Source organism: Fictibacillus arsenicus, from assembly GCF_001642935.1.
Taxonomy (GTDB): Bacteria; Bacillota; Bacilli; order Bacillales; family Fictibacillaceae; genus Fictibacillus; species Fictibacillus arsenicus_B.
In genome coordinates this window covers 2928290-2953242 of the sequence record NZ_CP016761.1, presented here as the reverse complement: position 1 = coordinate 2953242, position 24953 = coordinate 2928290, and the positions used below count along the sequence as shown (strand labels likewise).

Genomic DNA, 24953 nt, shown 5'->3' with positions numbered 1-24953 from the left:
CAGGGAATTCAGAAGTGAATTATTATTTGAATTACTATGGAACATCCTAACTTTAATTCCAAGAATGATGTTCCGCTTAATAAAAAGCATTTTTAACCACTATTAAACAGAAAGGTCAACCAGAAATTCTGTTTAATCTTATATTACGATCCGGTGCGATATTGGTGTGATATTTCACCCTTTTTTTGTTTGTGAAGGTATTGTTGGTAAATCGAAGCAGTACTTAGATCAATCATTAAGTAGAAATACTAAGTTTGTGAAATAATGGGTTTTTGATAAAAAAGGACAAAAATAAAATCTGAATCTTTGTTATAGTTACAATCAAAGAACTATTCTTTCACAATCTGCGTCGAATTTTCTTTTATGAAAGGTGGTGAATAATGAATTACTTAGTTAGTGTTCAAGCAGCAATAGATTTTTTAGAAGAAAATATTGAAGAGAAAATAGAGTTAGAAGATGTTGCAAAAATAGCCTCCATGTCACTCCCACATTTATACCGCATGTTTTACTCTCTTACTGGTTATCCAGTAAAAGACTACATGCGTAAAAGAAGAATTAGCATCGCTTCAGACCATCTAAAATACTCTAATCGTACAATCTTGGATATTGCTATTCATGTTGGTTTTGAATCACAGGCATCTTTTACAAAGACATTTAAGAAAGTAGTTGGAATTACTCCAAAAGTATATAAAGATTCGGGTATGTTTTTTTGTTTTGACCGAATTGATTTATATGAAAAGATTAATTACTTAGAGGGACGTGAATTATTCGATAGATACCCAGACATAAAGGTCATTCAAGTAAAAGACATGGTGGTATTAAGTTATATACATAGAGCAGACCGTTTAGATGGAATTGAAAAGGAAGCGCTTACGGTAGTTCAATACCTAGTTCAAGCATCTGATTTAAATGAAAAAAAAATAAGGATTTTCGGACGAAATATAGGATACGATGAAGCTTTGGATAAGAAATCTCAATTATATGAATATGAAGTCATGATATCTATTGAAGATCCTATTGTTTATTCAATAGCCGGAATGCCTATTAAAACTATTCAGGGTGGCATGTTTGCAGTGGGGGTAACACCATCAACTAGTGATGCCAGTATTCTATCATTATGGAATCAAATGTATTCAGAGTGGTTGCCTAAAAGTTCGTTTAAAGAAGGCAAACATACGTATTTGGAAGAGTATATTACCTTTAATGAAAAACTTGTTCGAATGAAACTATATTTGCCATTAGACCGCCAGATAAGACCCGAGCTGATTACAGTAGAGGAAACAGAATCTTTTAGGGTGTCATATTGTAGGAGTTACGGACATGGTTGCCTAGTGAAGGCGGATAAAACTTTATCTGAATGGCTAAGATCTACGCCATCAATAGACTATTTCAGTGCTAAGCTTTACTTGTCATACAACTATGATTCTGAAAATGACTTAGAGCATTGGGGTGAATATGGTATTACCAATTATCTAAATCATGAAGATATGAACACTCAAAGTATTAATCAAAAGGTATTGGGTGGTGGATTATTTGCTGTTATTGAAACTAGGGCATACGGAACACTTATGGGTATTTTAGAAATTATGCACCGGTGGATCGTAAGTGGAGAAAAATATATTCTAGATGATTCTAAACAGTGGTTTGCTCAATATCAAGTAAGTTCAGCTAACAATAACATGAGTGTGCGAATCTATATTCCTATTATAGAAAGGGGCAAATTGTATGGGTGACAGAGCTGTAAGAAACCTGTTTCCTTTAGAAGATTATCATCCTCAACGAACTCCACAATCGTTGCAAGTTCTATTAGGGCAACGAGAGAAGCATCAAAAAAGCAGAAAACTAGAAGTTAAAACAGTTATTATTGAACAGTTTAAAATGATAGCTATAAAAGTAAACGGTCGTATGGAAAACTTTGAGGCAGGGCAGGAAGTCCGTAAAGGCTGGAAAAAACTAAGCCATTTATTATCTTCTTATGATTCAATGGCAATCGAAGAAAATGAAGGAATTGTCTTTTATGATCAGGGAAATATGGTGAAATCAGACGGAACAATTGACCTTTGGGTAGGAGTTAAAGTGAGTGACATTACTCATACAACTGAGGAGTGTAGAGGATTCACCATACCTGAAAGAAGGTATGCGAAAATTGAATGCTGTTGTTTCAGTAAAGCAGAGATGGACCGTAGATATCATTATTTAAGTGAATGGATTAAAGAAGAAGGATATCAGATTAATCATGATACCGGTGCTTTTTCTCTTGAACCGAATCGTCTTGACACATTTAATCCTTTTGAAGTGCCAGCTCGTGAAATTCAGGCATTTGATTTTGATATTTTATATCCCATTAAATAAAGGAGAGGTAAATGATGAGTAAATCATTCATTGAACAAGTACATTATATTAGAATCCCGGTTAGAGATTTAGAGAAATCTGCACAATGGTACGGAAATGTTTTAGGGCTTGAATTATTAACCATTACGGATGATCCATTTGCAATTCTTAAAATTAATGAAGGACCTTTTTTAATTATTTTAGTCCCTACTGAAGATGAAACATTTGCACATTTTACAATTGATAATAAACCTACCTTTAGCATTGGCTTTACCAGTCCAGAGTTATCTCAGTTTCATCAACACCTAATTAATCATGGTGTTAAAGTGGAGGAAATACTAGAAGATAAAGGACATGCTTATTTCAACTTTTATGACCCAAATGGTAATAAGCTTCAAACCCATTGGTAAAGTATTCATACATTAGTTTTTATCAATAATTACACAGGGACTATGATAGATGGACTTGCTGAACAGTACAATTTTACTGTTCAATAGATAAGCGATATTCAACAAAAAGAGTGCATTTCTTTAATAAGAAATGCACTCTTTTTGTTGCTAAAAAAATTATTTTATCTATTTTTTTAAAATGGATTTCCATTTTTTTGTCGAAGTTTGTAACATGAAAAATCACTTGTAGTTACCAAATGTATTCAATTAATAAATCTTAGCTTTTAATCAAGAGTGAGAGAGAGAAAAAAATTTAAAATTTTTGATAGATTTTTGTTTTCAAATGCATCTCTAGTAGTGGAGGTGTTGAAAGGAGTCTATTTCTTATGAATGTTATTCTCGCTGATGGTAGTGAGCAAGCCTTAAGTAATAAGCATAATGAGGAATCCGAGTCCAGGATTCAAGAGATGAAAAAAGAAAAGTTGGTCCACCTGGCCAGAAAGGGGAATCAAGAAGCTTTCAATGAACTAGTGAGGTTGCATCGGGCAAAAGCTCATGGTTGGGCATTTTCTGTCACTAAGGATACCTTTTTAGCTGAAGACATTGTTCAAGAAGCGTTATACAGAGCTTTTATTAAGATTGGCACACTTATAGACACGAATAGGTTTACTCCTTGGCTTAAACAGATTGTGCGCAATCAAGCTTACATGAGTGTACGTAGTGCCGGCTATCGTATGGAAAGCTCAATAACTTCATTAGCTGCAGGAAGAGAAAATCAGCTTTCGCCGTCCATGGTGGATTGGGGAGATATTGACCAGATCTTATATTTTATTTCTTCTTCCGCTTCTAAAAGATCGCAAGAGGATAATCCTGAAGAACATTTAATGCGGTTAAGCGTGGTGGAGGGGATTTGTACCTTATTAAAGTGTTTGACCAAACGTGAAAAAGCGTTCTTTGAAGCATACTTCTTTGAAGATCTTCCACCACTTGAAATTGCTAAGCTTTTTAATACTACCAAAGCAAATGTGTATAATACCATCTCACGCTCTAGGGTAAAAGTACAAAAGGAAAGACTTCGTATCACGATTCATCAGTACGTTCAGAGAAAGGAAGAGCGAGGAGTTTGTAAACGAAAGGTCTTGTTGAAGCCGGATATTTAGGAGGAATAACGTTGGAACGCAAGGATAAAAACAAAGAAGAGTGTTGGTTAAGAACGAAAACTTCAGCGGCCGCTGCGCTTCATGGAGCCATCAAATACACCGATAAGAAACATCTGAATCTTGTAGATGTCATGGGAATCTCGGGTCATGCTTTTCGCATTAACATCGATCCAAAAGAAATCAACGTTGCCGGACCGACTGCAATACCTGGAGGATACCTCTTACGAAAAAACTTATGTAACCTAGGCTTTACGAGCAACCTCGCAGACTCTCTAACACCGGTGCAACCGAAAAAATTAGAAGAAACCATCGAGTTAATTCAAGAATCTGTGGATAGAGGGATACCGGCTATTGTATTCGATATGTTCATACCAGAGTTCGGGTTAATCTATGGGTATGACGACGATAAAAAAGTATTTTATGCGAAGGATTGTTCAAAAGACGGAGAAGTAACTTATGAAGATTTTGCAGATGTAAACGGTGTTCTATATACAACGACAATTGGCGAGAGTCTTCCTCATTCTAAATATGAGATGCTTCGGATGAGTCTAGATACAATTTTAGATCATGCTCATGGCAGAGAGTGGCAGCATGTCTTAGAAGGTAAGTACAAGATAGGATTAAAAGCGTATGATGCATGGATTGATGTGTTGGAAAAAGGAAATGCCGACCCGCACGGAAACGCGTTTAATGCACTTGTGGTATCTGATGCAAGGGAGTTTGCAATGAAGTACTTACACGATCTTACAATCAAATGGGACGGGGCGAACATAGTAGAGCGAGGTGTCAGAAAGTTAGCATCCGATGCACTAAAACAATACGCTATAGTCGTCGATGCACTTGTTGAACTTCGTGAGTTGTTTCCTTTTCCACACGGTGGTGATCCATCAAAAGAAGAGAATGCAAGTATTGCTGTCAACCTCATAAGCAAAGCAAAAGATGCTGAGACAGAAGGTGTGAAGTGTTTAGAGACTCTACATAACTTTATGAAGAACTATTATGCAGAGAAATGGGTCAATTAAATGAGGAGGAATAGTAAATGAAGGTTCAGTTGATACAGAACTTATCTGTAAAAGAAGTTAGAGAACTCAAGCTTGTTGGATTTAGAGTGTTGTGTGGAAACGACGAATACAAAAACGAGATTCCTAAAGCGGTAAAATCCTTGAGCAATCGGTTGAATGAGATTAAACACCTGTTGAACAAAGATATTCAATTTGGAGCTTTTTTCGTTGATTCAAAAAAGGAAGAGGAAGACGGGTATTGGGTCTGTGTGGAAGTGGAGAAGTTTGAAGATATCCCAAAAGATATGGTAATGATAACAATTCCACGTCAAAGGTATGCTGCAGCAAACTTTCAAGGATCAAATCAACAAATATTTGAAGCATATGATGAACTGCATCAATGGGCTGAGGAAAACGGCCATAAAAGGCTAAAAAATACATGGCACATTGAGATTTTTCAGTCTTGGGAAGACTCTAATAACCTTAAGGTGGAACTGCTAGATACGATCAAATAATTCTAATTACAAAGAGGGTATATGAAAATGAAAGAAAAATTACAAAGAGTGGGTACAACCTATATTCCAGTTACAGACATTCATAGCTCCAAAGATTGGTATGTTAATAAACTAGGTGCAGAATTAAGTTACCTAGATGAAGATAAGGCGATTCTTAACCTTGCAGATCAAAGCATTTTTTTAGTAAAGTCGCACCAGGGACAAACCTCTAACTTTAAGGATTTCAACGGAGAAGAACGTTTCTCGTTAACGTTTGAAGTGAATGGGATTGAAACGTTAGAGACAATGCATCATGAATTTATTGAACAAGAAATTAATGTTGGAAAAATAGAAAACAGAGGTCATGCTGGAAGGAACTTTGTATTTCAAGATCCCAGTGGAAATTTGTTTGATGTATGGAGTGAGTTAAGCCCGAAATATAAAAAGTTACACATGATTACACCATAAATAATGCAAGATGAAATGGAGTATTATATATATTTTTTAAAAAGGTGGTTAATAGATTATGAATAAAAGAATAAACAAAGTGTTTCAAGTAGTGGGGAAGAAGAACAAAGGTCTTTACAGCAACTTGGCAAGTGAGGTGCCAATAAATGCACAAGGATTCATGAGCAGAATTGATGAAATAAAGAACCACTTAGGAGTAGAGGTTTCGCTTTTCGAACCGAAAAAAGGTGAGGATCATAAAGAAGGACATTATTATGTTGGGGTCCTAGTGAAGGGTAAGATGGATGAAGTGCCAGCTGGCATGGAGTATATAGAAATATCAGGTGAATTTGTTTCAACGAGAGGGAGTATGACGGTTGTATCCGATCTTTACACTTCTTTACAAAAATGGTCTAAAGAACACGGATATCACCCAACACAGGAATCTTATTTTATCGAGATGTATCATCCGGTTGAGGAAGGAGAAGAAGTTGAGATTTACATACCGATAAATAGTTGTATCGATAACGTTACAAGCAAAGAGAGTCAATTAGTCACATAAACGATTTTTTATTGACCTTTTATTCATTAGTAATATAGAACTTTGAAATTTAGCAAACGGGTGCGTTGATCCAAGAGGGATTAACGCCTTTTTTATAGAACTTATTCAACAAACGTAGCAAGATTGTGGAGTAAGAGTCTTTTGTTAAAAACGATTCGGAGGTAAGAGAAATGGACTTAAAAGAAGTTCAAGTTTTCTTAGGTTCGGCAATATCCTTTTGTGACTTAGTTGAAAATTATACTACCAATAACGATACTAATAAATTAAATCAACTTCTTTTTTCTGTCTCAGCTCTATATGTTCAGGCTATATCTCTTCCCGAAGTTAAACCTAAACACACTGAAGTATCTGACTTGAATTTTGATTTACCAGATTTGAAACTTAAAAGAAACGATACATATTGGGTAGTCTTCGAACCGTACACATTTGAAGAACCTGTTTGTGGAAGTTTAACTGACGACCTCTTAGACATTTATAAAGACTTAAAAGAAGGGGTTTTATTGTACCAAAGAGACAAACAAGTAGAAGCAACTTGGTATTGGAAATTTAACTTTGAAATCCATTGGGGTAGACACGCAATTAATGCAATGCGAGCCTTACATTCATTGAATTTTAATTAAAAATCACTTTTCTTATTTAAGTAAAGGTTAGTTGAAAAGGGAACAAAATTTGTATACATTACACTATTTATAATGTAGTTTTTAATCATAATCTACGCCTCTGTTTGAAAGTTACATACAACCCATGGGATAAACTAAAAAGGAACAATGAAAATCCGATTATTGCTAAGTATTCAAAAAATCTTATATGTAGTCCAATCAAATAAGTTTCATTTTCGAATATGGATAAAATTCCAATGTTTATTTGAAAAAAGCTAAAACTTAGTAATAAGTTCTTTCTGTACCATTCCTTATAGTTAAAGGAAATGAATAATAAGACTAACGCAATTATAAAACAAAATATTCCTAAACTTTTCGAACTCATTAAGTCAAGTAGTGAACTCATTTTTCCATCCCCAATAGTTAGCTAATAATATTATTATTCGTTAATATTTTGATGTTGTAAACTGATTTTTCAAAGCATAATAATTCTTCTTCAACAATCGGGTGCATTTCTTAAGAAAGGAATGTGCTCTTTTTTATTGAACTAATAAAGGTTTGGAACTTTATCAAAATCGAGGTGTCTGTTATTGAGGGATGGAGAATTTAAAACAAAATTAAATGGCATTACCCATTGGATTAGGGTAGCAGGAAGTGAGAATAATACAATTCCTTTAGTGGTTTTACACGGAGGTCCAGGTGGGAATCATTATGTATTTGAACGAACAATAGGTCCTTTACTCTCAAATAGTAGAACAGTTATTTATTATGAGCAACGTGGATGCGGTAGAACTAGCAAACCCTCAGATGATACAAATTACTCTATTGATTTGTTGGTTGAGGATTTTAAATCTTTACTGAGGTGGTTAGATGTAAAGAAAGTAGATCTACTGGGGTATTCCTTTGGGGGAGAGTTAGCTCTAGAGATTGCCCATGCAACTTCAGAAGAAATAAATAAAATCGTTCTATCCGGACCCAGTCTTATAAATACAGAAATAAATAAGATGGTTCAGATTACGGGTTTTTGTTCGGTGGTTGATCACCAAATGTATAGACAAATGCAAGATGTCCTTAATAAAGGGTTAAATATTGACGAAACATACAACAAGTTTTGGGAATTGGTAGATAGTAAATCAGTTGATTTATTATTGTTTCAAAATCAAGACATATCAAAAAAGAATAGAAAAATGTGGGAGGAAAGTAACTTAGAAAATACGGGACTCATGTTAAAAGCATTACAAAAAAATCCTGTTGCAATCCCACTACTCGAGCGTCTAAAAGACATTAATCACCAATCTATAATTATCACGGGTGTTTTTGACCGAAATACAGGTATACCTATTTCAACGTTAATACATAAAGAATTAAGGAGTAGTGAAATCATACTGTTTAATAACAGTGCACATTTCCCTGAATTAGAGGAACCAGAAAAGTTTAATGGGACAGTCCAAGAGTTTTTAGATCGAGGAGAGGAATTATGACTGAAGACTTTTATTGTGATGAGGTTTTAAGTGGTAAAACCCACGTAAATAAAGTGTTAGAGACAGAAAATGTATTAGCCTATAATCATACAAGACCTTTTTATCCGGTACATATTGTTGCAATTCCAAAGAAACATATCTCTTCTTTAATTGCATTAGAGGACAGTGATACCGAATTATTATTAGAACTACTGGGTGTAATTAAAAAGGTTGCAACTAAGGTTACAAAAGAAAATGGAGCTTGTAGAGTTATTACAAATTTAGGGTCCTATCAAGACTCAAAACATTTGCATTGGCATATTGTCTCAGGAAAACCACTGAGATAGTTATTCCGCAATCGGGTGCTATTGCTGCATAAATATATCACCCTTCCTCAAGAAAATTAGCAGGATTGTGAATGATTATTAACAGAAGGAATTGAAAAAGAAGTAGAAGATAAAGATAAACCGAACGGTTAAAAGAGCTTTATCGAAGTAGCGGAGTTGTATTAAGAATAATACATATTTATAACACTTCAAATTTGTGGAAAGAAATTAAGTCTAGCGGGGTAATTAAGATGAAAAAGGAATATGAATCGTATAGTACGAAAGATGCTGTAATAATTAAACAGTCTCCAACAGGAATGGGGGATTTAACCGATTTTCGCAATTCATTCAAACAAAACATTTAAATACTCCAAAAGCTCATAGATGATATAGAGAATTTAAGACCTAAACCTTAAAGGAGAAAAGAAGCCAGTAAAGATATATTTGACCAGTTAACCTAAAACAAATTCAACGGGTACGTTTGCTGAAGAAATCTATGTATAATTTAATTTAATAAAAAGTGGAAAAGCACTGACTTCAGTGCTTTTTCAATATTGCTAATTTTATTCGATACTTTATGTTTTTTCACTTTTTGTACTCCTACAAAACACGTTAATTAAAATATAAGGCTGTTGTTGAACATTGATACTAGAAAAAGGATTTAAAATCAAACTCGATTTCTTAGCCAGTTAAAGAATTCAAACCGGAATACTCTTTTGCATCTACCAATTTTCATTAATGGAAAATCTGTTTGATTCATCAATTCATATGCAGTTGGTTTCGATATTTTTAAGATCTGGCTTATATCTTTGGCGGTTAGAACCAATGGATAATTTTCTTCCTGTTCTTTAACGATCATTTTATGCTCACTTTTTTTCATTATTACTATTCTTTTCTTTCAGTTTTTCCTTCCAACTTTCTAGCAGTTCAATTGCTTGTTTTCTTTTTAGATCTTCTAAATTTTGCTGGCTGGAATTAGCTTCTTTATCCATAAGAAAAACCTCCTTTTTTAGGAGGTTGAACATAAATAGAAACTAAAATAATGTTAGACTTTAAAAAGTCTATAAGGTGATAAACGGTTTTAATTCTATTGGTGTATTTAAAATTTGTGAACGGCTTTTGCAAATAATTACAGGATTTAAACGTTTTTTTATTATTGTTTCAAAGTAGCCTGTTTGAATAGGGCCAAAACCCAATAATATTTCTTGGAGGATTATGAAATCATATATTTCATTTTTTTCGCTAAACACTTCAATAACAAATCCACCTAATTCATATATTGCAATTCTTAGATAAATTTTATGTTTGCTGTTAAATTGTAGTATGACCCCTCTAATATCAAATACCCATTGGTTATTTGGCCTTCTATGTTTCTCTTTCTTGGATTTTAAAGCTTTCTTCTCTGTTTCGTTTAAGTAAACAAGAAATTCATCTAATGATAAGAAATCCGCGATTTTTTCAAAATGAGCCACAGACCAGAAAGAATTAGGGACTTTTTCTCTAATCCAAGGTTCAGGTAAACGTGTAAAGATGGCAAGAGCTGCATACAAATCATTAGGAATATTATTTTTTATTATGGTTCTAATTTCACCTTTATATTTTTCTTTTGGATCGTGCTGTCCTTTAAGAACTCTCAATTGATCCTTTGGAATTCCGTATTTATCTGTTAAGCTCTCGTGTGTCATACCGAGAAGCTGGTAATGTAGAAGAATCCTTATTCGCCCTTTCAATGAAAGAGCTAATAAAAATTTTCTGAACAGGTTCATATTATTTTTTAGTAAATCTAGCTCCTCAAAATCAATAGATAGTCTTCCCGCATTATCTGTTTTCTTGGAAAAAAAAGTTTCTTCTGTGATTTTGCCCTCAATGAAATCTTTAAAAGCAGATTGTTCCTCCATATATATCACCAAGATAAGTTTACTGTCATATATGGAAGTTCCTCTATGAAAGACTTATAAAAGTCTCTTCTTTTGATATTCGTCTTTAAAGGATACGATTATGATTAATGAAGGATTGAATTGATATTTTGCTTGACCTGTATTTACTGGATAAAAAGAATCATTATAAAAATTAGTTAACATCATTCATTCCAACACCCCTTTCAATGAAATTTTAAAAAGAAAATCGTATCCAAAATCCGGAAAATATGTTACCATATCCTTTAGTAGGATAAAGCGAATATTCGTAGAAATGGGATTCCACGAATACTTTTGGAAATGTCTGGTAACAATGTTACCAGGCATTTTTTTTTTGCTCCGAAGAGTGTGCCACCATTGTTTTGAGTAACCGAAACAACGTATTTGTTAAATAGATTATACCAAAATTTGAAAATTTTAAGGAGGTAAAAGATTAGATGTTGTTATTAAAGCACGAAGTGGATATCAAATTACTAAACAGAGACGAAAATCAAATCGTGGATTTTTTGTTTCTACAGAGAATAAATAATCCGAATACAAAAAATGAATATAAAAACATCATAATGGATTTTTCGTTTTTCATAGGGAAAGAGTGGTCTGAAGTAACTTTGAAAGACTATCAAAAATACTTAGATTACTTGAGTAGGAAATATTCTTATAAAGGATATTCATCATCGCTTTTTAAAAAGAGAGAAAAGATTTTAACCCGATATTTAACTTACTTGAAGGAAAAGAAAGCTATTTGCCTTGATGCAGGTTTTGAGCAGTATCTCAGACTGCTAAGTACAACGTCAAAGTCATCTAAGAGTGATCAAAGAAATCATACTCATTCATCAAGAAAAAATACTCTTCCAGAAATCATAATAGACTTTCAATCCTATTTAAGAAATAAGAAGTATTCTAATTCATTTAAGTATCGAACAAAACTTATGAAATTCAATCAATTTTTAATACAAAATGGTTTATCGATTGATGTGTTTTATGAAGAAAAAAAGGAAGTACTTTTATTTGAACAGATTGGAAAGTATGAAAAAATGCTATCTTCACGAGTTTCTTTGGAAGAAATTCATTTAGAAACTGCTACAATCTACCTGAGAACGGTGCAGCTGTTTGTCAAATTTTTGATCAGTCGGTCTCTAATAAGCAAGAGATACTCTATTCCCCTTGGATTACGTGGAAGATCAAAACGTAGAAATGATTACGTACCAAAAGAAAGAATGATTGAATTAATAAACGCTATATATGAATCCTCTCCACATGTCACACGGGATTTGTCGGTATTTTTAATTATTTTAGATACAGGATGTAGACCAATTGAAGTATCAAACTTGACTATAAATGATGTTGACATGGTGGAAAGGACTCTTTCTTTACATTGTAGTAAAACAGAAAGAAGAAAAGTGAAAATTAGCCATGAAGTAATGGAGGTAATTGAAGATTACCTTGATATAAGAAATGAATATCTGCCTAATACAAAACATTTGTTTGTGGGATCTAGAGGGGGACCACTTTCACCTAGTGGAATTAACATTGTATTTTATAACGCTAATAAACACGCTTTTGGTGAATCTCTCTATCCAGCATTAGCCTTCCGTCATACTACAATTACAAATGCTATAGAAGAACATAATTTCCAGCGCGTTTCTGAGAGTATCGGACATAAAGAATGGCGGTCTACCAATTATTATGTACATCGATCTAAAAAACGACTATTGAAAAATACCATAGATAAAAGTCCACTTATGAATATGAGGTGAATTATTATGGCAATAAAAAAACAAACAAATTTAGATTATGAGTTACTTGTAAATGAGTTAGGAATAACGATTGAAGAGCTTCGAAATATAGTTGAGAACAAGAACCATTATATCTCTGTTCCTCAACAACACATGTCTTTTGTTCAAATCCTTGATGAATATATATGTAATCTTAAGAAGCTTGAAGGAACAAATAAGAGGACTTCGACTACTTTGATAACGTATCTAAACTTTTTAAATCGGGTTAAAAACTTTGTAAATGAAAAACACCGCGATATAACACTTTATCAATTAAATGAAGAGATTATTCTGACTCTATTAGAGAGTAGTTCCCCAAGAAAAGATAATAAATTATCCATAAATACCGTGAATAAATACATGGCAATCATTCGCAATTTATATAAATTTGCATTTGAGAAAGGTTACTTAGATAAGGACCTGCGTTATAGGTTTTCTCTCAACTCTGTTACAACATTGCCCAGATATTTAAGTGATTCACAAATTAAAAATGTACTTAATGGTGCTTTGCAAAAAACATATGGTTACCGTAAAAGAGCTATGCTTATATTTTTATTAGGTACTGGCTGTAGAGTTAGCGAACTTACAAATTTAAAAGTGAGTGATTTTAATGTAGATGAAGGGTTGATCTTTATCCGAAAAGGAAAAGGGAATAAAGAACGGTACATTCCTATATTCAAAGAAGTAAAAACCGCTGTATTGCATTATTTGAAATTGAGTGGTGTCACCCAGTGGAACTCGGATTTAAAAGGGTATCTTTTTTGCCAAGATGAGGGTTTGATTAGGGAGAAGAAGGTATTGGAAAGAAGTGTTCAGAAGTTAGTCCGTGATTTATTTGATTCTATTGATTTGGGATTAGATTTCACTGTTCATTCTTTTCGTCATACCTTTGCAGTTAAGTGTTTAAAAGCCGGAATCAAGAAACCATTCTTGATGCAAATGATGGGTCATGAAGATCCTAAAACTACATCAATATACACCCAACTCATTCCTAAAGATTTAAAAGAACAAGTGATGAATCACTATCCGTTTCCTTTTGAAGAACTTCTCAATGATCTAATTTAACAAAAGAGGTAAGAGCTTATGAAAAATTTAAAAGAGGAAATAGAGCTATTTATTAAGCATTCTTCTTATAGCAGTCTATATAAAAAGAATTTTCAAAAACGCCTATGTGAATTCTTAATTTATTTATCTAATGAAACAGGAGAAAATGTTGAAGAAGTCAACTTGGAGAAAGTTTATGAAACAGTAAACTCTTCTGGGAAAACCTTATTTTATTCGAGACTTGATTCAGTTCTAATTGATCAGTATTTTCAAGCTAATCTTCATAAAAGTTATAATGGGTTACACCAGTCTAGACGAGCACTTCAAAGTTTCTTTTTTTATTTAAATAGAAAATATGATTTCCCTATTTTAACAGATGATATGTGTTTTATGATAGATGATCACAAAAGACCACATCAAGAAAAGAGTAAATATGTTCCCACCCGACATGATTTGCTCAAGTTTTTACAAAGTCTTATAGGAAAAAGTACAAATATGGAAAGAGACTTGCTCTTCTTTCTGTTACTAATTACGACAGGGAGCAGATCATCTGAAATATTAGACACTAAAGTATGTGATATTGACTTCGTTAATGAAACAATATATAGAAAGCAAACAAAAAATAAGGAAAGTAAATATATAATACTAAGGGTTGGATTTGGACAGATACTTCAGAGATATATAGATAGGTATGATTTAAGCAAGAATGACTATCTAATCAATAATAATAGACAAAAAATACATCTAAAAGAGTTACAGAAAGCATTTGAATTTTTTTTAGCCGAAGCTAATTTACCTTTTTCAACTCTTCATAGTTTAAGACATTCATTTGCAACCATAATGGCTGAAAGTGGCGCGGAAATATTAGTGATCCAACAACTACTAGGTCATAAAAAGATACAATCTACAAAAACTTATATAGACCAAAACTATACTCGGAATATAGGAATGGAATTACAAGTGAATAAAGAAGTTTATAAGCATATAAAAAACAGGGTAAAAACTTAAATAATCTTCATCACTAAGTGTTTAATTGCACACTTAAAATATCTATTAATTGGCTTTCTGAGAATCAGAGGGCCTTTTCATTGTCTTATTATACATTTTTTGTTGCAAACTAAGGGCCATTTTACACTACTAACTTTATGAATTTAGTTTTGGAAGAATAGTGGCCACATTTTAAAGTGTTAATTATATTTAGAATATTTAGTTTGAAATCGGAAACAATGTAAAAAGGTGGTGAATGGAGGTTGTTTTTTGAAGGGATCAATAGTAAAAAAGGGTAGCACTTACATGATTCGTTTCGACGTTGGTAGAGACTCAGGTAGTGGGAAGAGAATTCAAAGGGCTAAAGGTGGTTTTAAAACGAAAAAAGAAGCACAAGAATATCTCGTTAATGCCATTAATGAGGTCAATCAAGGTACTTTTCTACAGCCTAGTAAGGAAGAATTTTCGATTTTTATAGAGCGTTGGTTTAATACCTATTATAAAAGAAACGTGGCTGAAACTACAGCTGATATAAGCTGGTGTTTAATTAAAGGTCATTTGATTCCTTATTTTAACAAACAAGTTATCAGCAGCATATCAACCTATCAATTAGATTGCTTTTATAATGAAAAGCTAGAAGAGGGTTATTCTGCTAAGACGATACGTGAATTACATTCACTTTTGAGAAGAGCATTTGAACAGGCGATCAAATGGAGTTTATTAAAATTTAATCCAGCCGTTAATGCCACGCCGCCAAAAGAGAAAATTAAAGAAAGACATACTTGGTCTAAAAACGATATTAAGAAATTTATAGATACTGCTAAATTGAGTGAAGAGGCAACCATCTATATTATAGCAATCTTTACAGGAATGAGACGGGGAGAGATTCTTGGTCTAAAATGGCAGGATATAGATTTTGATCTTAAAAAAATATATGTAACAAGAAGTTTGGCATTTACAAGTGAAAAAGGGCTATTTTTAAAAGATGTAAAAACGAGTAAATCTAGGAGACAAATTTCATTATCTCCTTATATCATTGATGTTTTAAAACAACATCAAGTAATACAAAACAATTTTAAAGAAAAACTAGGAGAAGACTATTTAGATAAAGGTCTAGTGTTTACTTCAATTAACGGAAACTTTAAAGATCCTAGAAATCTTCTTCGGGAGTTTAGTAGGCTAACTAAAAAGGCAGGTTTGATTAAAATATCATTTCATGATTTGAGACACACACATGCTACTTTATTGCTGAAAAACGGAGAAAATCCTAAGGTAGTTTCAGAAAGACTTGGACATAGTCGCGTAGGAATAACCCTTGATTTATATTCTCATGTTACAGATGATATCCAAGAAGAAGCTGCTCTAAGATTAGAAGAATCTTTTTTCAACAATAAATGAATATGTTAATGTTAGGGGATAATAATAAGTGCTAAGATGAGGATCACTGTAAGAAGACTGTTAAAGAAATACGGCTATCCGCCTGATCTTCAAAAAATGGCGTTAGAAACAGTGGTGAAACAGGCGGAATTAATGGCAACTAACTTATAAAGAATAAAGAATTTAAGAAAGTTCTAATCTAGAACTTTCTTTTGTTTTAAAGAAATCTATTATTAAATAATAAAAAAAAGAATTCCGTTTAAAAGAAATTCTCTCCTTAATGGTTGCGAAACCTTCTTAACTAAAATGATTTAATTCTGTTCTATTATTAAGTGATTTTTCTAGATCCTCAAGAACGTCCCACTCTATAAATCCGTGTGGAATGCGGGCAGCATGATTAACTAAAGCTTCTAGTAAGTCTCTTATTTGTTTTAGAGAATTTGGTTTTTCCATAAGATTTACTAATGCGTTATAAGGTTTTTCCTTACTTACTTCCTCACCTAAAAATGCGTTTTCAAAATTTCTTATGGAAGCTATTAATCGTACTTTGGTAGGGTCTTCGTGGCAATATACAGCATTTCGTATATTTTCATTAGTAGTCCATGCTCCATTTTTATTTCCATTTGATAAGGTAGGGTAATCACTATCATGCAAAATTGAATACCTTGAACCGAAATGGTTCAAAATTTTAATTAGTGAAATAATAGTAGCTTTACCCCTCGCGCGTATAATGTGAACATCTTTAAATTGGTCTGGATACTGTGAAATTACATGTTTAAAAGCTGTGTATTCGGTATCTCCTTCAACAACAATTGTATGTCCACCAAAAAAGAATTCAGTTACATAAGGATCACAAATATTTAACAATTTCAATCGTACTTTATCATCATCATTCAACATTATCTTATTGGGTCTATAAACAGTTGTCCCTTCAATTTCTCCTTCAGCGTTTCTCTCTACTCTAATAATTGTTGTGTTGTCTCTAGAGACATCAATAAAAGAAGGTGAGTGTGTTGTGACCATAACTTGCCATTTATTTGTCTTAGGCAAATCGTAAAGAACCCTACACGCTTCTCTAACTGCGTTGGGGTGCAAACATAGTTCTGGTTCATCTAATAATAAAACATGAGGTCTATCATTTTTTGAAGAGGATTCAGAAATATAGCGAAGTGCCGCCCATAACAATGTTCTTCTGGCACCACTACCTTGACGATCAATTGTACTTTGAAATCCTTCCTCTGGTCCCATTAATAATTTTGAACCTGCTTTAAATAAACTAATACTTTTTTCAATATCATCTTCTGGGCGTGAATCAAAAACTACTTTATAACCAGGAAATACTTCCTTTATTAATTCAGATATACCATCTTGTGCTTTGTTAATTTCATCCTGAGATTCGGAAATAATGCTTTTTTGAATTGTTTTTACTTGTTCAAGAAGTTTAACAAACTCGGATTGTTCTTCTTGGTCTATCTTTGGATTAATAAAAGATTTAACCCTATCGTTTATAATTGAGGTTAAAAGTTTAATAATTTCCTTTGACTGAACTTCAGGATCTGAGAAGGCATCTACCTTATGAGGTTGGGGTCTTCTAGAATTAGCAACGTTTGCTGCCCCCCATGGTACTGAATCATCCCATTCTCCAGTTGTCACATTGAATCCTTGTCTTTTTGCTTTCCCGATATTTGCCCAAGTCCAAAGTTCACGGACCACTTTTTCTCCTGAAGTTTCATCTATCCATTTTTCTCCTGGGGAATGATCATATACAACTGTATGTAATTCTATTTTTGGAAGTGCGTGAGATTCAATTTTCCCATTTGGAAAGTCATCTAGGTTTAACTCTCCATTCTTTGACCCATCGCACATTACAACTTCATAGGCTCTTAAAATTGAACTTTTCCCTGAATTATTTGGACCTACAAGCACAACAATTTCATCAAGATCAATAACTACAGGTTTTGGTCCAATACAACGAAAGTTACTTATAACCAACTTACTTAACCTAGGACGTGGAATATTGTGTTTTGTCATTTATCATGTCTCCTTTTACAATATTTTACTTATATAAAGTCTATCATAATTGGAAAAGTAATGTAAAATAGTGTGTGAGTATTAGCTATTTATATAATAATTGAAATAAAGAATGAGTTTATTCTAGAGGGGGATCATAATGCCGATTGATTTTAGTAAATTTAAAAAGAAAGAGGAAGTACCAAGGGATACACATCCTATAAAGATATATGATGGATTAACTAGAAGTGGAGGGCTAAACGACTTGTGGCGTGGTCAGTATTTAGCATTGGAGGAATGGCATGAACTACGTGCTAATGAAAATCTAGTGGTTGGATTAAATACAGGTGGAGGAAAAACAGTAATTGGTTTATTACAAGGACAAGCTTTAGTGAACGAAACACAAGGTAGAGTATTTTACCTGTGCGGTTCAATACAATTAATAAAGCAAACTGCAGATGCAGCTAAGTCCTTAGGGCTAAAAGTTGCTACATACTATAACCGGAAATTTGAAAATGAAAGAGAATTCAATATGGGGGAAGTTCTTTGTATTACAACTTATCAAGCTTTGTTTAATGGATTCAGCCGTTTTGCAAAAGATGATATTTCTGGATTGATCTTTGATGATTCACATGTCGCATCTCACATAATTCGTGATCATTATACTTTGAGTTTATCCGAAAATGAATTTCCAGAAACTTATTCTACACTAATAAACACCGTAAAGGGTTATTACAGCAATGTTCACTCTTCTCAATTGTTCGAACAAGTAGTTGTACATAAGAATGATCCTACAATTCTTTTCATTCCAATGTTTGTGTGGAAGGATGCTTATAAGAAATTAGCACAAGTTATGGTGGAAGAAGGAGTACCAACTGGGCACTCTACAAAATATTCATGGGAGTATTTACGTGATCACCTTGATTTATGTTCGGTTTTTCTTACTTCACACTCTATTGAAGTAACACCCTTTTTACCTCCAGTGCATTTATTGAAATTTATGGGTGGGAATACTAGAAAAATATTTCTTTCAGCTACTGTTCAAGATAATATTGACTTTATTAGATCGTTTGGCTTTTTACCTGGTGAAAAGATAGCACCTAAAACACGAGCTGGGGAGTCTGAAAGATTGATAGTAACTCCTTATGTAAATAAGGAAGTATCGGAGAAATTGTTTGATCATTTATTAGAATATAGCAAAACTAACAAAGTTCTAGTTATTTCAAACAGTGAAAGAAGAGCACGTCGTTGGCGCTCTCATGAAATGACTTTTACTAGCGATGATTTTGCCCAAAGAGTAAGTGAGTTTAAATCAGCTAGTTCGGGCTTGTTAGTGGCTCCTGCAAGATTTGAAGGAATGGATTTTCCAAACGATACATGTAGAACCTTAGTTATTGATGGACTTCCATCAGGAACTGGTCTTCTGGAAAAATTGATGTGGAATTCATTAGGTGAAGTAAAGTCGTTACAAGGTACGATTGCTTCAAGGGTAGTACAGTCTTTGGGTAGGATTTCCAGAGGGAATGACGATTATGGGATTGTTTATTTACTTGGTAATGATTTAGCTGATTGGATTACACGAAAAAACAATAGAAATCGTTTATCTTCCTACATAAGTGCACAACTTGAATTAGGCGAACGGATGACAGAAAATTTATCTTCAATAGAAGAACTTAAGGAATTAGAAAGTTCAATATTAGAAAGAAACCCTAGTTGGGCTGAATTACACCAAGAGGAAATAAAAAATGCTTCTGTTACATCGGAAATAGAGTCAATTGAGGTAGCTCCAGAGAAGGATGAGACTGAGAAGCTTCCAATTGCTGAAGTTAATTTCATTAGACATCTCTGGAATAGGGATTATGTAAAAGCAGCTAGGAAGCTGGAACAACATTTAGATGAGTTGTTTAAACATGATAAGGGCCTTGCTGCATGGCATTCGCATTGGATTGGCTATTGTTATTTAAAAGCTGGAGATGAAATAACAGCTGAAAAATATTTTAAAAGAGCATCAAAAAGCTTTCGTATATTAGGTGCTATGCCAGAGGTAGGAGAAAAAACGGTTGTTTCCCCACTTATTCCTGATAATGAAACACAAGCTGCTCGTATACTTAAAGTTTTGGCAGAACGTGGTGAGATTAATTACGGCTCTTTCTCACAAATGGACGATAGAATCTCCGCCTTATCACAAGTAACAAATGTTTCTACTAATGTCTATGAAGAGGCTCTAAAATGGTTAGGAAATTATCTTGGTTTTCAAAGCACTAGACCTGATCAAGAATCTGGTATAGGTCGTGGGCCAGATAATTTTTGGCTCTCTTCAGAAGTTGCTATAATGATTGAAAGCAAAAGTGAGAAAGGAGGGGTGGCTCCATATTCAAAAAAGGAAGTGGGCCAATCTCATAATCACATAGAGTGGATAAGAGAGGACTATCCTGATATAAAGGTGAACTCGAAACTTATGATTGCTGGTCCAGATGTTGAAGCTGCCCCTGCAGCGAGTCCCACAGAAGAAATGAATGTATGGTTACCTGAGGAAATATATAAGCTTTCAGATCGTATCCGTAAGTTAATCCGAGATACTTGGAAAGAATCAACTCCAGCAACTTTGTACAGTGAGTTAGAGAAAAATCTTATAGAAGCAAATCTAACTCATACAGATATATTAAATTCACTACCTGAAAGACCAATTAGAAAAAGTAGCCACATAAAAATTACAAATGGTTAAAGTTAATAGAAAAAAATTCAACTTTAAATGATATAACACAGATTTCTCATTGGAAACCATATCACTATCGTCTTTACTTTATGCCAATTTTTTGCGCCAAATAAAAATATGAAAAGCATTGAAATGTTATTAAAGTAAAAATCGGTGGCAAATCCTTAATCTAACAAGGTTTATATATCTATCGAATATGTTATGAAAGTCTTTATTAATCAAGTTTGAGATAGAAGATTCAATCGAATAAAGCCTTGGTATATAAGGGAGATACCAAGGCTATTTATGTGCGAATAAGTTTCATGCAAACTCGATTTATATTCAATAGCCTATTTTTTGTAAAAAATTCAAAAGTATATTTAAATGTTATAAATAAGTGTACTATTATAAATATATATATAGTTATTGGTGGGATGAAAATGAGTATTCAAGGATTAACTTTAAAACAGAGTATGTCGAAAAATATACAAGCAATAATGCCACAAGAAGATGATAAATTGGTGTTTGAAGCCAATCTTGTGGGTTTTTTAGAAAATCTCTACGCAAAGCCTGAGGAATCAGAAGAATTTCAAAAAAATCTATTAAAAGATTTCTTAAAGGAATGTTTTCCAAACAATTTTATTAATACAATTGAAAGAACTGACTTAGCTATTTATAACGGTCCTTCTCCAGAGTCAACAGTAGGAATATTAATTGAATCTAAGAGTCTCAAAAACAAAAGTGAAATGATGTCAAAAGTAAATTATAATACTAAGGCATTTCAAGAAATTATTCATTATTACTTAAATGAACGATTGATAAGAAAAAATCTTGAAGTAAAAAAATGTATAATAACAAACGGTTTAGAATGGTTTGTTATTGAAGCCAAAGAAATAGAAAAACATTTCGTTAAAAATAAGAAATTAATTGATTTATATAATAAGTGGCGCCTAGCACAATTATCGAGTGTGAAAACAGATTTCTTATTTAAAGAAGTAATAGCTCCGGCAATTGATAAAGCTATTAATGATGGATTGATACTAGCACACTTTGATTTACGTAATGCTTTAAAACAAAATAAGAAAATCGAGATCCAACAAAATAAACTTACTCAACTTTATAGGTTTTTTACACCTGAAAATTTATTAAACAAAGAAATTTTTGCAGATTCCAATAAATTAAACAAAGGGTTCTATGATGAATTACTTTTTCTTATGGGACTAGAAGAAATTAAAGTTGATAATAAAAAGATTATTCAACGCTTGCCTGCTAATAAGCGTCAATTAGGTTCATTTGTTGAAAACGTAGTTGACAGATTACAAATGAATGATGTTCCTACAGAAAAACAACAGGAAATTGCTATTCAATTAACTGTTGTTTGGGTAAATCGAATATTGTTTTTAAAGCTATTAGAAAGCCAATTAATAGCTTTTAATGGTGAGGAAAAGTATAAGTTTTTAACAAAAAACTTGTTACCAACATTTGATGATATATACTACCTATTTTTTGGTGTTCTTGCAAAAAAAGTTCATCAAAGAAGTAGCGAAATGCAAGAAAAATTCCCACAAATTCCATATTTAAATAGTAGTTTATTTGAAGAAACTGAATTAGAAATTTCTCGTGATGGATTAGGAATCGATCGTCTAAGAGAACATCAAATTACATTTTATTCAAAAACAATATTAAAAGGTAAAGATGGAAAAAGAAAAACCGGAAAAGTTGAATTCCTGACTTATCTGTTTGATTTCTTGAGCGCATATGATTTTTCCACTTCAGTTAGACATAATAAAAAAGATAAAAATAATTTAATAAACGCTGCAGTACTTGGATTAATATTTGAAAAAATTAATGGTTATAGAGAGGGTTCTTTCTATACCCCTGGACGCATCACAATGTATATGAGCCGGAAAATTATTAGAGATGCTGTGGTGGAAAAAATAAATGAAATCAAGCGTTGGAATTGTAAAAATATTTACGAAGTACAATTTAATATAACATCATTAGATGATGCTAAAGAAATCAACAAAATTATTAATACACTTAAAATTTGTGATCCAGCAGTAGGTTCAGGGCATTTCCTAGTATCTGTGTTAAACGAACTTATTGCTATTAAAAGTGAGCTTCGAGTTTTAATTGATCATGAAGAACGATCAATGAATGATATTCGTTGTACGGTAGTAAATGATGAGCTTATCATTCAAGATTTTAATGGCGACAACTTTACTTATAAGAGAGGTAATCCAGAATCTGAGCGCATCCAAAAAGCTATTTTCCTTGAAAAAAGAAAATTAATTGAAAACTGCCTATTTGGTGTTGATATCAATCCTAACTCAGCTAATATATGTAGATTGCGTTTATGGATTGAGTTACTTAAAAACTCTTATTACTACCTTGAAAAGGAATCAAAAACACAGCAGTTAATCACTTTACCCAATATTGATATTAACATCAAAGTTGGTAACAGTTTACTTCATAAATTTAGAGTTGATGATAGTTTAGATAAAAGATTTTCTCAAATAAAAAATTATACTCAACTTGTTTCTGATTATAAAAGCACTAATAATAAACGAAAGAAACAAGATATAATAAATCAAATTGATCAAATTAAACTGAATTTTTTATCAAGTATTGAAACACCTGAATTACGAAAAGTAAAACGATTGAATAGTAATCTAGCAAAAGTAGGTCAGATAGATCTTTTCGCTTCTAAAGAAGATGTTAAAAAACAGCGAGAAGAAATTTTAGAAATTGAGAAAAAACTTAATAAAGCTATGGCCGATTTGGAGCACTCACGTCAAAATCCTCTTTTTCGTAAAGGCTTAGAATGGCGCATGGAATTTCCTGAAATTTTAGATGATGATGGTAACTTTGTTGGTTTTGATGTAGTAATTGCTAATCCGCCATATATATATTCTTCTGAAGGCGTTTTTAGCACTTCCGAAAAAAGATATTTTGAACAGGAATATCCATTGAGTAAGTATCAGGCAAATACTTTTGGACTATTTTTAGAGTTGAGTTTTAAAATTTTACGAAAAAACGGACTGTATTCAATGATTATACCTAATACGTTCCTTACAATCGGTCAATATAATACAATGAGAAGATATATTTTGGAAAACACAGGAGACGTATTCATTTTAAATTCACATGATAAAATTTTTGAGGATGCCTCTGTAGATAATTGCATAATTAGTGGTAAAATTTCATCACCATCCTTGGTTGAACTAGCTGAACTGCAAAACGAAGAAGTAAATGTAATTAAAAAAGTAGGACCAAATGAATTATTAAAGCACCAAGTTTTTAATCTCTCAGTATTTAAAGAAGGAAAAAACCCTTTAGACATTTCTACAATAATTAAATCCATAGAAGATAATTCGAAAATCCTTGAACCTAATTATGCTATTGTCCGAGATGGTTTGAAAGTATATCAAAAAGGAAAAGGAGAACCTAAACAAACACATGATGATAATGATTTTAAAAAATTAAAAAAGGATAGGGATTGGTTTTCACCCCTCAAGGTAGATAAAAACTACTGGGAAATTATAAAGGGCGAACACATTGATCGTTTTAAAATTTTTAGAGGGAAAGAATATATTCGATATGGACGTCATTTAGCAGAACCTCGAAATCCAGAAATGTTTATGGGTGAACGCCTTCTTATTCGACAAATTCCTAGAAAAGCTGCTTATTCATTAACAGTAATGCATACAGACAAACCTATAATGCACGAACGAAGTTTAATTGCAATTCGTAACCTAAAAATTAATTCCTATTTTATCTTAGGTGTTTTAAATTCCAAAGTAGAAAGTTATTATGCTATCCATAAATATGATTTTCTGCAGCGGAAAACTTTTCCTCAATTACGTTTGTATCAGATAAAAGAATTACCGATACCAAATGCTACCCAAGAGGAACAAGTTCACCTTTCCAATCTAGTAGAAAAACAAATTGCATTGCATACAACTTCTCTTCCAACAGAAAACGAAAGAGAAGAAATGACTAATTTAGATCATGCAATAAATGAATATGTAATGGATCTTTACAAATTAAACCAAGAAGAAAAACAAGTTATTAGGGACTTCAAAATTGAATAAAACATTTTGAGTAAGATTGTTTAAGATTCACTAGAAAAAATCTTTGGATTTTTTAAATCGTATCTGTATTATCTTTATTTAGTCCAACACCTCAATTATCCGCTATCAAGAGCAGAGAATTGAGGTGTTTTTTGTGATTATAACTAAAATTATTGGAAATTATATCGCATAAAAGAAAAGGGATTTTTCTTAAGTATATATTTTTAATATTCACTTTAGTTAACTAAAGGTGAACCAAATGTGAACCAATGCAATAAAAACATTTTATTTCAAAAAAATTTACTCT

At 32.6% G+C, this 24953-nt stretch carries 22 protein-coding genes and 1 pseudogene; 18 read left to right on the top strand and 5 right to left on the bottom strand.

Going from position 1 to position 24953, the window contains the following annotated elements:
• Positions 1–380: 380 nt before the first annotated feature.
• The 11 genes from ABE41_RS15135 to ABE41_RS15085 all read left to right on the top strand — a co-directional run bounded on the left by ABE41_RS15135 (position 381) and on the right by ABE41_RS15085 (position 8790).
• A complete protein-coding gene (locus ABE41_RS15135; RefSeq protein ID WP_066292014.1) occupies positions 381–1733 on the top strand; it encodes a helix-turn-helix domain-containing protein in 1353 nt (450 codons plus the stop codon).
• A complete protein-coding gene (locus tag ABE41_RS15130) occupies positions 1726–2352 on the top strand; it encodes a GyrI-like domain-containing protein (RefSeq protein ID WP_066292010.1) in 627 nt (208 codons plus the stop codon). Before ABE41_RS15135 ends, ABE41_RS15130 begins: the two co-directional genes overlap by 8 nt.
• Before the next feature lie 14 nt (positions 2353–2366).
• Positions 2367–2741, top strand: a complete 375-nt coding sequence (locus ABE41_RS15125) for a VOC family protein (RefSeq protein WP_066292008.1) — start codon at positions 2367–2369, stop codon at positions 2739–2741.
• Positions 2742–3106: 365 nt separating this feature from the next.
• Positions 3107–3880: an RNA polymerase sigma factor gene (locus ABE41_RS15120; RefSeq protein WP_066292002.1), complete on the top strand. Its 774-nt coding sequence runs from the start codon at positions 3107–3109 to the stop codon at positions 3878–3880.
• Between the two features lie 11 nt (positions 3881–3891).
• Positions 3892–4902 (top strand): hypothetical protein, encoded by a 1011-nt coding sequence (locus tag ABE41_RS15115; RefSeq protein ID WP_066292000.1) that lies wholly within the window; start codon positions 3892–3894, stop codon positions 4900–4902.
• 17 nt (positions 4903–4919) lie between these two features.
• The gene (locus ABE41_RS15110) at positions 4920–5396 is read left to right on the top strand and encodes a GyrI-like domain-containing protein (RefSeq protein WP_083207824.1); all 477 of its coding nucleotides are present in this window, start codon (positions 4920–4922) and stop codon (positions 5394–5396) included.
• A gap of 27 nt (positions 5397–5423) precedes the next feature.
• Positions 5424–5843 (top strand): VOC family protein, encoded by a 420-nt coding sequence (locus ABE41_RS15105; protein ID WP_066294899.1) that lies wholly within the window; start codon positions 5424–5426, stop codon positions 5841–5843.
• 58 nt (positions 5844–5901) lie between these two features.
• On the top strand, positions 5902–6384 hold the full coding sequence (locus ABE41_RS15100) for a GyrI-like domain-containing protein (protein WP_066291998.1): 483 nt from the start codon (positions 5902–5904) through the stop codon (positions 6382–6384).
• A 170-nt stretch (positions 6385–6554) separates the two neighbouring features.
• Entirely contained in the window at positions 6555–7004 is a 450-nt protein-coding gene (locus ABE41_RS15095; RefSeq protein ID WP_066291997.1) for a DUF5063 domain-containing protein, read from the top strand.
• A 569-nt stretch (positions 7005–7573) separates the two neighbouring features.
• A complete protein-coding gene (locus ABE41_RS15090) occupies positions 7574–8464 on the top strand; it encodes an alpha/beta fold hydrolase (protein ID WP_172827363.1) in 891 nt (296 codons plus the stop codon).
• Positions 8461–8790 carry an HIT domain-containing protein gene (locus ABE41_RS15085; RefSeq protein ID WP_066291992.1) on the top strand — a complete coding sequence of 110 codons (330 nt, stop codon included), beginning with the start codon at positions 8461–8463 and terminating at the stop codon, positions 8788–8790. Before ABE41_RS15090 ends, ABE41_RS15085 begins: the two co-directional genes overlap by 4 nt.
• 646 nt (positions 8791–9436) lie before the next feature.
• Here the strand turns inward: ABE41_RS15085 and ABE41_RS15080 are convergent.
• The 4 genes from ABE41_RS15080 to ABE41_RS21460 form a co-directional block, all read right to left on the bottom strand.
• Positions 9437–9628, bottom strand: coding sequence for a helix-turn-helix domain-containing protein (locus ABE41_RS15080; protein ID WP_066294896.1), 192 nt, complete (start codon positions 9626–9628; stop codon positions 9437–9439).
• A 7-nt stretch (positions 9629–9635) separates the two neighbouring features.
• Positions 9636–9761, bottom strand: a complete 126-nt coding sequence (locus tag ABE41_RS21465) for a hypothetical protein (RefSeq protein WP_301336188.1) — start codon at positions 9759–9761, stop codon at positions 9636–9638.
• 69 nt (positions 9762–9830) lie between these two features.
• The gene (locus ABE41_RS15075; RefSeq protein ID WP_066291990.1) at positions 9831–10667 is read right to left on the bottom strand and encodes a hypothetical protein; all 837 of its coding nucleotides are present in this window, start codon (positions 10665–10667) and stop codon (positions 9831–9833) included.
• A 54-nt stretch (positions 10668–10721) separates the two neighbouring features.
• The gene (locus ABE41_RS21460) at positions 10722–10853 is read right to left on the bottom strand and encodes a hypothetical protein (RefSeq protein ID WP_301336187.1); all 132 of its coding nucleotides are present in this window, start codon (positions 10851–10853) and stop codon (positions 10722–10724) included.
• 269 nt (positions 10854–11122) lie between these two features.
• Here ABE41_RS21460 and ABE41_RS15070 point away from each other — a divergent pair, with 269 nt between their 5' ends.
• From ABE41_RS15070 to ABE41_RS20735, 5 genes and pseudogenes are all read left to right on the top strand, one after another.
• Positions 11123–12442, top strand: a complete 1320-nt coding sequence (locus ABE41_RS15070; RefSeq protein WP_066291986.1) for a tyrosine-type recombinase/integrase — start codon at positions 11123–11125, stop codon at positions 12440–12442.
• A gap of 6 nt (positions 12443–12448) precedes the next feature.
• Positions 12449–13525, top strand: a complete 1077-nt coding sequence (locus ABE41_RS15065) for a tyrosine-type recombinase/integrase (RefSeq protein WP_066291985.1) — start codon at positions 12449–12451, stop codon at positions 13523–13525.
• 18 nt (positions 13526–13543) lie between these two features.
• On the top strand, positions 13544–14512 hold the full coding sequence (locus ABE41_RS15060; RefSeq protein ID WP_066291982.1) for a tyrosine-type recombinase/integrase: 969 nt from the start codon (positions 13544–13546) through the stop codon (positions 14510–14512).
• 285 nt (positions 14513–14797) lie between these two features.
• The gene (locus ABE41_RS15055) at positions 14798–15889 is read left to right on the top strand and encodes a site-specific integrase (protein WP_083207960.1); all 1092 of its coding nucleotides are present in this window, start codon (positions 14798–14800) and stop codon (positions 15887–15889) included.
• A 30-nt stretch (positions 15890–15919) separates the two neighbouring features.
• A pseudogene (locus ABE41_RS20735) lies at positions 15920–16039 on the top strand (type I restriction enzyme endonuclease domain-containing protein); the annotation flags it as partial.
• A 126-nt stretch (positions 16040–16165) separates the two neighbouring features.
• Here ABE41_RS20735 and ABE41_RS15050 read toward each other — a convergent pair.
• Positions 16166–17899: an ATP-dependent nuclease gene (locus tag ABE41_RS15050; protein WP_066291979.1), complete on the bottom strand. Its 1734-nt coding sequence runs from the start codon at positions 17897–17899 to the stop codon at positions 16166–16168.
• 139 nt (positions 17900–18038) lie between these two features.
• On the opposite strand from ABE41_RS15050, the gene ABE41_RS15045 reads away from it, so the two are divergent.
• Together ABE41_RS15045 and ABE41_RS15040 are read left to right on the top strand one after the other, a co-directional pair.
• On the top strand, positions 18039–20603 hold the full coding sequence (locus tag ABE41_RS15045) for a helicase C-terminal domain-containing protein (protein WP_066291968.1): 2565 nt from the start codon (positions 18039–18041) through the stop codon (positions 20601–20603).
• Between the two features lie 410 nt (positions 20604–21013).
• The gene (locus tag ABE41_RS15040) at positions 21014–24667 is read left to right on the top strand and encodes a type IIG restriction enzyme/methyltransferase (protein WP_066291967.1); all 3654 of its coding nucleotides are present in this window, start codon (positions 21014–21016) and stop codon (positions 24665–24667) included.
• The last annotated feature ends 286 nt before the right edge of the window (positions 24668–24953 follow it).